3 protein-coding genes are annotated in these 3,890 nt (G+C 32.2%); all 3 read left to right on the top strand.

Annotated elements, in window-relative coordinates:
* Positions 1–598 precede the first annotated feature (598 nt).
* The 3 genes from CKF58_RS06680 to CKF58_RS06670 all read left to right on the top strand — a co-directional run bounded on the left by CKF58_RS06680 (position 599) and on the right by CKF58_RS06670 (position 3,600).
* Positions 599–802: a hypothetical protein gene (locus CKF58_RS06680; RefSeq protein WP_119532222.1), complete on the top strand. Its 204-nt coding sequence runs from the start codon at positions 599–601 to the stop codon at positions 800–802.
* 69 nt (positions 803–871) lie between these two features.
* A complete protein-coding gene (locus CKF58_RS06675; protein WP_119532220.1) occupies positions 872–2,548 on the top strand; it encodes a cyclic peptide export ABC transporter in 1,677 nt (558 codons plus the stop codon).
* Positions 2,549–3,030: 482 nt separating this feature from the next.
* Positions 3,031–3,600, top strand: a complete 570-nt coding sequence (locus CKF58_RS06670) for a hypothetical protein (protein ID WP_119532218.1) — start codon at positions 3,031–3,033, stop codon at positions 3,598–3,600.
* The last annotated feature ends 290 nt before the right edge of the window (positions 3,601–3,890 follow it).

Here is a 3,890-nt window from a genome sequence, read left to right as displayed (position 1 = left end):
ATTAGAAATCTAGGTTATAAAATATAAAAAAATGCTAAGATAATAGAATGCGAGGTATTTATATAGATTAATAAAATAAGCTTATTTTCTATATAAATCTCACTTAGCACTTTATTTTACCCTTTAGCTATAAAGGGTTTTTAATGATGATCGTTGGCACCACTAAGCAACATTGTTTTAAAATTTATTACCCAACTTAAATTTACATTTTATAAGCTTAGGATTGTAGTAGTAACGATCTTTGGTTCAATGTAAATACCTAGTTTACTAAATGATTTTAGTTTTGCTTCGTAAGAATGTAAGCACTTGGGATTTAATACTTTATTTATAATTTTTACTCTCCCAACAGGTAAAAAATATAAGGCAGTATCAGAAATTTAAACTTAGTAAAACTAATAAGTGTCTACCGCATAAGCTATCTCTAAACAAGAATTTTATTCTATAGAGAAAAAGTACGAACTAAAAGTTCTTAAGCCGTAAGACCTGATTATGAAATGCTAAAACTTAGATTTATATTGATATTCTATTTAGCTCAATATTTTACCTACTGCCAAACTATAGCAGTGATGCTAGAGTTTAGTAGTTTTTGGAGGTACGTATGCGTAAAATTAAGAAAAAATCATTTCGTTCATTAAGACGAATGGTAATGGTAAAAAGCCGTATCATTCGCTTAAATCGAAAACGCACTGTACAAAACATCACGGCACAAAAAGGTGAAAAGAAATTAGTGGTTATCAAAGATAACCGTTTAAGATACTATCACTCACGCTTAAGCCGTAATGTTAAACGCCTAGATTTTTAAGAAACAATTTTACAAATTACTACTACGACCTTTACAAAAGGTAAAGGTCTCTTATATTTTTTAATTAGTATGAAAATTTTAATTCATTATGCTCGAACCTTTAAGTGGTCGCTTATCTTTATAATTATCTGTTCAATTTTAAACGGTGTAGCAAGCGTATCCCTACTAACTTATTTAAGTCAAAAATTACTAGCAGCAACAAGTATTTCTTTAAATACGCTTTTAATCTTCTTAGCTCTATTACTAGTATTTATTGCTCTACAAACGGCAGTACAATTAGCTATTGCAGGGTTTGGTCATTTATTAGTATTCCGCTTACGTAAGCAAATCATTAAACAAATTATCGATACTAATTACCAACAAGTTAAAATTCAAGGTAAAGCTAAAATCCTTGCTAGCTTAAACTCGGATATTGATAATATTACGCGTATTTTCATGCACTTACCTGAAATTATTCAAGGTATAGTGTTAATGATCTGTGGTTGTATTTACCTAGGTAGTCTTTCTAACTCACTCTTATTAATTACTATTTTCTGGTTTGCAGCCATTACCTTAGTTATGCACTTTATTGTTAAACAAGTTGTGCGTAACTACGAGCGTTTTAGAAAAACTAAAGATTATCTTGCTGATGACTATCAAGCCGTACTTGACGGTCATCGTGAATTAAAACTAAACTCTATTCGCGCGAAAAACTTCTATGATAGACGTTTAGTTAAACACGCAGACGAATCACGTAAAACTATTGTTATTACAGACTTTTACCATTATTTAGGTAATAACTTTAGCGATATTATGGTATTGGCACTGGTGGGTGTAATTTACTTTGCTTCGGCTCAATTCAAATTAGCTAGCATTGAAACTGCTACAACTTTTGCCGTTACAATTTTATTCCTACGTAACTTTATCTTCCAAGCTGTAGCTTCGATTCCTGATCCTAGTTTAGGAATGATTTCGAGTAATAAGTTACAAGATTTAGAGTTTGTTGATTACCAAGAAGAGTTTAGTGCACAAAACCAATTAAACCCAAATTGGCAAACTATTCGTTTCGAAAATGTAACCTATACCTATCCTAAATCTAAAGATGGGAAAAATAAAGATGGTAACTTTGGTTTACAACCAGTTAACTTTACACTCCACCGTGGTGAATTAAACTTTTTAATTGGTAAAAACGGTTCTGGTAAATCAACTCTCTCTTTACTACTATCAGGTTTAGTTGAACCTAATCAAGGAACTATCTACGTAGATGATGTAGCTATTACTCCAGAATTATTACCTAGCTACCGCGGCATGATTACTTCGGTATTTAGTGATTTCTATCTTTTCCATGAAATTGCGACCGACGAATCTCCAGAAGCAGATGCTCTTTTAGATGAATGGTTAAAAATTCTACAAATTGAAGATAAAGTACAAATCATTGATCGCACCTTATCAACCACTTCTTTATCTACAGGACAAAGAAAACGTTTAGCTCTATTAGTTTCTATTGCTGAACGTCGTAGCTTTATGATCCTTGATGAATGGGCAGCTGATCAAGATCCAAACTTCCGTCATATTTTCTATAGACAGCTTCTTCCAATGATCAAAGAGCGTGGAGTTACGGTATTTGCTATTAGCCACGATGATCAATACTTCGATACAGCCGATCGTATTTTCTTAATTAACCAAGGTGTATTGAAAGAGTTAAATAATGAAGAACGTTTAACTGAAGCACACTTAGCGGTTGAACATCTCAAAGAAAATGGTTAAATTTTAATAAAAAGTGAGGACGCAAGTCTTCACTTTTTTCGTATTGTCAGTAAAATTAGGATTTCTAATTTTTATCTTCACTTTAATCAACAGGCATAAAAATTTTTAGATTACAAAACGAAAATTTTGCATTCTTTCAAGCCTAATATAGCGAGATATTTATCCATAAAGCACTGCAAATGATAAATTATAATTTACCAATATCTATCTAAAAATAAACTTAATTACTAAGTAGCAGAAAATAGCTCTCTTTCGATCTTTTACTATTTATTTTATGTATGGCAATTGTTAAAATGTGACTAATACCACATTTAAACTAATTAAGCTCATTACTTATCTGTCTCATATTAAGTTAATTGCTTTTTTGTCTCATAAGTTTAAATTGATTCATTTCTTGGTCCTGCAACCTTTAGATATAAATGCCATACTTATAAAGGTGAATACCAAGATACTTATCTTTTCCTGAAAGGTCGATTCCGATTATGAAAAAATTACTTGTATCTACACTTTTAGCAACAGCTTTATTATCTACAAGCTCTTTTGCAAATGCTAATCAAAACGTATCATTATTATCAAGTTTAGAATATCGTCTTGATCTTGGTTACTCATTCCTAACAGATAATAGTGATCTTGATGGTGCGGAATTAAATTTTGCAGCATATTTCCCTACATATAAAGGTAATTCATTTGAATTCAAATTAGGGCCTCGTTTTAATTACACCTATGCAAAATATGATTATAATCTATTTAACCGCCTAACTTTCACTAACTACCGCTTAAGCGCTTCTGCATTATTAAGCTACACTGGTTTTAATTCAGTTTCTCCATACTTAGAATTAGATCTAGGCTATGGTCGTAGCAATGTAGAAGCTAAAACTCTATTTTCAACTAGAAATTATGCGGATACTGACGTATCAGCAGGTGTAGAGTTAGGTGTTAAATTCCCATTCGGCCTTTACACAGGTGTACGTTACACTCATTTAAATAGTGACTACCTAGGTGATACTTCAGTTGGTACTGTATTCTTAGGTTATACCTTTAATCTAAAATAATTTAATATAAAACTATTATTTATTCTAAAATCTAGTAGATCCGGCCTAGGTTGTATAGTTATACCTAGGATCGCGACCTCTCACACCACCGTACGTACGGTACCGTATACGGCGGTTACGTCCAAAGTCCAGAGACCTAGTACTCTGGGCTTTTCTTATTACCCTAATTCTTGTTTAAATATTCGCGATGAATTAGGTTTAGCCAAGTAAAACCAGCTTTGGCTAACGCTTCGTTAGTTAAGGCTGAGTTTAATAGACTAGAACAGAACCTATATCTGCGGCGTCCTGAC

The sequence above is a fragment of the Psittacicella hinzii genome (assembly GCF_003585935.1).
GTDB classification, from domain to species: domain Bacteria; phylum Pseudomonadota; class Gammaproteobacteria; order Enterobacterales; family Psittacicellaceae; genus Psittacicella; species Psittacicella hinzii.
Note: the sequence above shows the minus strand (reverse complement) of the source record. Positions and strands in the feature narration are given on the sequence as shown.

Coding starts and splice junctions, on each gene's coding strand:
- CKF58_RS06680 (WP_119532222.1), top strand. CDS start 599: ATGCGTAAAATTAAGAAAAAATCATTTCGTTCATTAAGACGAATGGTA.
- CKF58_RS06675 (WP_119532220.1), top strand. CDS start 872: ATGAAAATTTTAATTCATTATGCTCGAACCTTTAAGTGGTCGCTTATC.
- CKF58_RS06670 (WP_119532218.1), top strand. CDS start 3,031: ATGAAAAAATTACTTGTATCTACACTTTTAGCAACAGCTTTATTATCT.